General features: G+C 64.5%; 2 protein-coding genes and 1 pseudogene. All 3 read right to left on the reverse strand.

Annotated features, from left to right (window positions below; all coding sequences use genetic code 11):
* Positions 1-414: pseudogene (locus EN742_RS20605) on the reverse strand (ribulose-phosphate 3-epimerase); the annotation flags it as partial.
* A gap of 206 nt (positions 415-620) precedes the next feature.
* Complete coding sequence (locus EN742_RS20610; protein WP_127406110.1) at positions 621-2,579, reverse strand: EB domain-containing protein; 1,959 nt, start codon at positions 2,577-2,579, stop codon at positions 621-623.
* A gap of 128 nt (positions 2,580-2,707) precedes the next feature.
* Positions 2,708-6,241: hypothetical protein (locus EN742_RS20615; protein WP_128333213.1), on the reverse strand; the 3,534-nt coding region annotated here is incomplete at its 5' end.

Below are 6,241 nucleotides of genomic sequence, written 5' to 3' on the forward strand. Positions count from 1 at the left end.
GATCAGGATCAGGTCGAGCAGGTCGAGTACATATTCGACAGCGCTTTCGGGTGTCGCCGGGTTAAGCGACACGCCGGCCTTCTTGCCGAGGTTCCTGATCGTCTGCAGCGAGCGGTCGAGATGCGGTCCGGCCTCGGCATGCACGGTCATGCCGTCGCAGCCGGCCTCGGCGAAGGCGGCCAGATATGGATCGGCCGGCGCGATCATCAGGTGGCAATCGAAGAAGGCCTTGCTGCGGTTGCGGATCGCCTTTACCACCGGCGGGCCGAAGGTGATGTTGGGGACGAAATGGCCGTCCATGACGTCGAGATGGATCCAGTCGGCGCCGGCTGCCGCGACGGCCTCGACCTCGTCGCCGAGCTTCGAGAAATCCGACGCCAGCACCGATGGCGCGATCAGGGTTTTCTTGGCCATGTCCGCTTCCCGTTCTTCAAGTCCGCTCCGCCCTAGCGCATCGGCCGGAAAATCGGAACCGTTTTTCGAAAGGGACAATGCCTGATTATGTGTTGGAGCGCAGCCAGCGCCCAAAAAGGAGCTACGTCGCTCCCGATCGGGATGACGTTTCGTCATCCCGCAAAGGAGAGAGGCGTCGCCGCCTCTCTCCTGGTTTGCAGCAGGATTCAGTTCACCTGAAGTCGTGACCTGGCCTGTCCCGGCAGGAACGACGGGCCTCTGCCTTGCTTCAACTTCTGCAGCCCAAGCGTCTTCGAAGCCGGCCTGGGCACGCAATGTCCGCGCACCGTCATTTCGGTCGGCCGGCAGCCCGTGGTGATGATTGCGTCCCTCACACATGCCTTGCCGACCAGATGGTAGCCGCGTTTGCAGTCGATGATGATGGAAGGCTTGCGCACGCATTCGCCATTGATGCGCTGTTCGTCACGCCGGCATTTCCCGGCGATCACGGCATTCTTCACGCATTTCAGGCCGACCTGATGATAGCCGGGCAGGCAGTGGATGCTGACGCCGATGCACCTGCCGTCGACCAGCTTCTCGGTGCTCTTGCATGCGGCCACCAGCGGCCTGTCGACACATTTGCCGCGCAGCAAGCTTTGGCTGGGCAGGCATTTGCGGCCGGGATCCACAACGACCGGCGGCAGCCTGGGCTTGCCGAAGTCGGGGCGCGTGCTTGAGACAAGATCGTCGACCTTGGGCTCGACAGTGCGTTTTATGCAGGTGAAATCCTCCGCATCCGCGTCGATGGTGGCAATGGATCCATTCGGCTTGATCTCCTGCAAGGTGCACTGGATCGAGCGGGTCCTGCTTATGCTGAGATCGTGCGCGGCGCTGGCCTTGAACACACCGCCTTCGTTGAAGGCGACCGCGGTCCCGGTGAAGAAGGCGCCGTTCGAGCAACCGATCCGGTAGTGCAACGCGCCGGGAGCATCGCGGCTCGCTTCGAACGCGACCTGACCTTTGCGCGGGCAAAGTTTCCTCGATCCGGCGCTGTCGGAAACGGTCACTTCGCCTTGCCAGTCGGCCTTTGCCGGCGGGTTGTCGGGATCGGCCTGAGGTCCATCGGTGAAGCCGCCGCCGCCCGCGCCAGTGCAATGGACGGTGATGTCTTTCCAGCCGTCGAAGGGCTCGAACGGGCCGTTGCCGACTATTTCGGTCTTGTACTGGAAGTACGCGGTCGCTCCGACATTCTCCCATTTCTCATAAGTGGCGAAATAGCCGTTCTTGCCCGCGTCGAAGGACGCCCAGACCTGCTTGAATTCCGATGTGATCGGCCCATTGTCCTTCTGCCGCCAGATGCGCATCGATACCGGCCCGGCCTTGTTGGCCTGCGCGCGGCTGGTCACCTTGAGCGCCGGGCACACTGTGCCGGGTGTCGAGCCGGGCTGGTTCGAGCGGTAGGTGGTCAGGAACAGTTTGACGTTCTTTGTCTCGAATTCGCCGAAATCGACGGCGATGTCCTGAGCCGCCGGTTTGACGACGGGATCGCAAACGACCTGGACGTCGAACGAACCGTGTTCGGCATAATGCGATTCGTAGATCGGATAGGGCCAGCTGCCGCCGGTCGTCTCGGTGGCAGCATTGTGCATGTCGAGCGCCTTGTCGGTCAGCGCCGAAAAGGTTGCGTGGAAGGTGTGCGTGAACGAATAGGACTTCGTCGGCCCATCGGGCTGGAGGTGCTGGTTGCACTTGGCGATAATCTGATCGCCATAGGGCACCGACGCGATGTCCGCATTCGAAGACAGCGCCATGATCGAGGGATCGAAGGAGAAGTTCGCCTGGTGATCATAGTCGCGGCTGACCGGCGATGCGCTCCAGATCGGCGGAAACGCCCCGCACTGGCTGGGGCCGCATACGCCGAGCGATACACCGACCTGCTGCACGTAGCCTGGCCAGCGTGTGTCGATCTTCATGTGGCCCCAGAACTGGACCGTGCCGCTTTTCAGCCTGTCCCATTTCTGTTTGTCGCTCGAAACGACATGGAGCGTGGTGTTGACGCTCTGCGTGTCGAACGACATCGACTTGATGTTGGCCTGCGCGGCGGAAGCGGAGGTGCTGACTAGTCCGGCTGCGAACAGGGCAACAGTCGCAACCGTATTGCGAAAGGCATAGCTGACTGAAGACATCTCTCTCTCCTGATGTGTTCCTTCAGCGATTGGTCGCCGCTCGCGGCATCAAGGTTCACGCGGGCGATCCCGCCAACGAAAAACCCGCCGGATTGCTCCGGCGGGGTTCTGGTTTTCCTATCGCTAGATCACGGCTTGGAGTTCTGGATGTTCGCACCCGCCGGATCCTGCTGCACCTGCGGCGTACGTCTCGGCACCAGCTGCTGCAGGATGTTCGGATTGAGCAGCAGGTTCGGGTTGACCTCCACGCCCGGCTTGCGGATCGGGACGCAGTTTGGATATTTTCCGGTCGTCCCGGTCGGGCAGCGCCGCAGGATGATGATCGGCTGGCACTGGCCGTTGATCAGCTGCGAACCCGGAGCGCATTCCTGCCGGACCCTACGGCAGGCACCGTCACGGACCTCGGTGCCACGCGGGCAGACACATTCGCCACGCTTGTTGTGGACCTGGCCGCGAATGGTGCACTGCTCCAGTTCAGGCTTCTTCTGCCGGCAGGCGCCGTCGCGGATTTCCGTACCCCTCGGGCAGACACAGTTGCCGTTGGCGTCGTGGATCTGGCCGCGGATCGTGCACTGCTCGGGCTGTGGCCGGATCGGCCGGCAGGCGCCGTTGCGCAGCTCGGTCCCGTTCGGGCAGACGCAATCGCCATCGGCGTTGCGGACCTGGCCGGGGATCCGGCACTGCTCCGGTTTCGGCCGGATCGGCCGGCAGGCGCCATTGCGCACCTCGGTCCCCTTCGGGCAGACGCAATCGCCGTCCGCGTCGTGGACCTGGCCGCGAATGGTGCACTGCTCGGGCTTCTGCTTGTCCCGCACGCAGGCATTCGCATTCCTGTCGAGATGCGTGCCCTTGGGGCAGTAGCAGCTGTCGCCATCCGCCGACGGCACCGAGCCGGGTATGGTGCACCCTTGCGTGATCCTCACGCAGGCGCCGTTCTCAAGCTCGGTTCCGCGCGGACAGACACAGCGCCCGTCCTCGGTGCGGATCTGGCCCTTGAGCAGGACGCAAGGCTTTGGCTTTGGCTTCGGCTCGATGATGACGCCGTCGCCCGTGCACTGGCCGTTGCGGTAGGTGGTGCCTTCCGGGCAGACGCAGCGGCCGGCATCGTTCATGACGAAGCCCGCCGAGCACTGCTTCTTCACCTCGTTCCTGATGGTGAAGGGATGGCACGCATAAGCCTTGCCGCGATTGCCCTGGATGTTGGCCTGATCGCCGGAAAGCACGTCGCCGCCGCCCTGCACCCGCGTATCCGGAGACAGGACGCCAACGCAGTTCTGACCGTGGACCTGACCCTGCAGATTGGCCAGACGGCCGTCATCGGGGATGACCACGGTGACATTGTGCACGTGGCTTTCCTCGGCGCCGAGCGTCAGGTTGGCAATGCAGGACAAAGGCAGCGTCGTCGGTTCCGGCGAGCAGCCGAAGGGCGGCTCGATCGACGTGATCTCGACGCCTTCCAGCCTGCCCAATCCTTCCACGCCGATCGCATCGCCGATCCGGACCGGACCGGAGAAGGCGCTCGGCCCATCGTTCGTGATGGTGATCTCGAACGAGCAGGGCTGGCCGGGCCGGCATTCGCTGTCGCCGGTCTTCTCGACGCGGATGGTCGGAGCCCCGCCGCCCTTGGCGCAAGCCTGGCCGATCGGATAGACGATGTCGTCTCCCGGCGCCGGCCCGTAGGAGCCGCGCGCGCAGTTCTCGAACTCGCCATTGGCCGAGACGGTCACGTCGAAGTGCCTGGAGGTTCCGGGCGTCATCACGGCGCCGGGAATCTGGCAAGACAGCGTGTTGGCCGGAACCGGTCCGCAGGCCCATTCAGCGCCGTCGGGAGTGACGGTCTGGATCTGGACCGGCGCGCCACCGGCCACCAGCGTGGCGGCATCGTTGACCCGCACCGGACCGGTGGGGGCCGCCGTGCCGGCATTGCTGACGGTGATGCGGCAGGAAACCACCGCGGCACCGGCCAGCGAGCCGTTGCACACCTTGGTGATGCGCAGGCCGGGCTTGCCGCCATTGGGATGGCGGAAGCGTTCCTTGGCGCAGGCCTTGTTGTTGGTGAGGTCGACCTCACCGGGTATGGCCTTCACCGCCGCGCAGTTCTCAACGCTGTCCGACTGGTAGTTTGCCGGCATCACCGCCTTGACGACGATCGACGTCGAGGCGCCAGGCATCAGCACGATGCCGGGATTGTCGCAACGGAACTGGCCGGGGCCGTTCGGTCCACAGCTCCAGGGCGGAGACGGGCCGAAGGTCGAGGAGGCAGGCGCGCCGCCGGGATAGCTGTCGATGACCGTCAGCGGTCCGTTATAGGGGACGCTGCCGTTGTTGATGAGGTCGATGACGAAGTAGCAGATGCCGTCAGCCGTGCAGACCGGGATGCGGGCACGCTTCTTCAGGATCAGGTCGACCTTCTTCTCGACCGGCGGCCGGCACTCAGGGTCGCGATCGCCACGCCGGCAGATCGGGATCGAGGCGCAGCCGCGATCGTTCTGCTGGCTGCCGAACAGCGGCTTGCCGCTGGCCTGGTAGTCGTAGATGGCGCAGTTGCGCAGCACGCGTCCCTGCCAGCCCGGCGCCGGCTTGAAGCCGAGCTTGAGGTCGACAAAGGCGCCCGGGTTGAGCGTGGTCACCGGATGGGTGCAGGTCATCGGCGTGACGCCGGGCACGCAGACCCAGGGCGGGTTCGGGCCGGAATCCAGCACCGAGCCGGCTGGCAACGTCACCTCGTCGAGCACGATCTTGCCGTGATAGGGCGCGCCGCCGACATTGCTGACCCTGATGGTGAAGTCGCAGCCGCCGGCCATCGTGCAACGCGTGACATCGGCGCGCTTCTCGACTTTGAGGTCCGGCTCCTTGTCGGGCGGGCATCTGAGGTCGCGCGGGATGACGATGTCGATAGTCTGCGTGCAGCACAGGCCCCAGCCCTCCTCCGGACCGGCATAGGTCTCGATGCCGGTGACAATAAGGTGGATGACATCACCGGGCGATGCGCCGACGATCTTCCAGTTGAGCACGCCGCCGCCCGCCGGCACCAGTTGCGTGTCGGGGATGATGGTGATGCCGGGCGTGGTCGTCGAGACCTGCACCCACTTGCCACCCATCTCCGGGCCGACAGGCATGTGGTAGATGAAGGCGCCGCCGCCGGGCACGCAATCGACCGTGCCGCGCTCCACCTTGAAGCATTCCTTGCCGGGAGGTGGTGGTGGCGGATTACATTTGGTCAAGTCGATGCGGATCGAGGTCTTCTCGCCGGTGAGGAAATCGCCGTCATCCGGCTTACCCGGATCCTGCGACGGGATGATGGTCCCCGGGCCGCCTCCCATCGACACCTTGATCGTGCCCTGGTTGTCGACCATGGCCGGCGCGGGGAACGCCGCATGGTCGATCTTGGCCACGATCTGGAAGGTGATCGCGCGTTCGTTCGCAGCGCCCATGCCGTCGAGATCGCTGGCGGAAATCCGGAAATCGGAAACCGTCGCGGTGTCGTTCGGGTCCGCCGAGGTGCTGATCACCGCACCGGGCAGTGCACCGCCCGCCGCATCGGTGCCATCGCCGGACACATGCGCGCTGACGATCTGCAGGCCATGCGGAAGCTGGTCCTTGAAGTCGAGCCTGGTGTTCTTTAGCGCATTGGCAAGCACGGGATTGGCAAAGGCTTGCGC

Source organism: Mesorhizobium sp. M4A.F.Ca.ET.020.02.1.1 (assembly GCF_004022645.1).
Classification (GTDB): Bacteria; Pseudomonadota; Alphaproteobacteria; order Rhizobiales; family Rhizobiaceae; genus Mesorhizobium.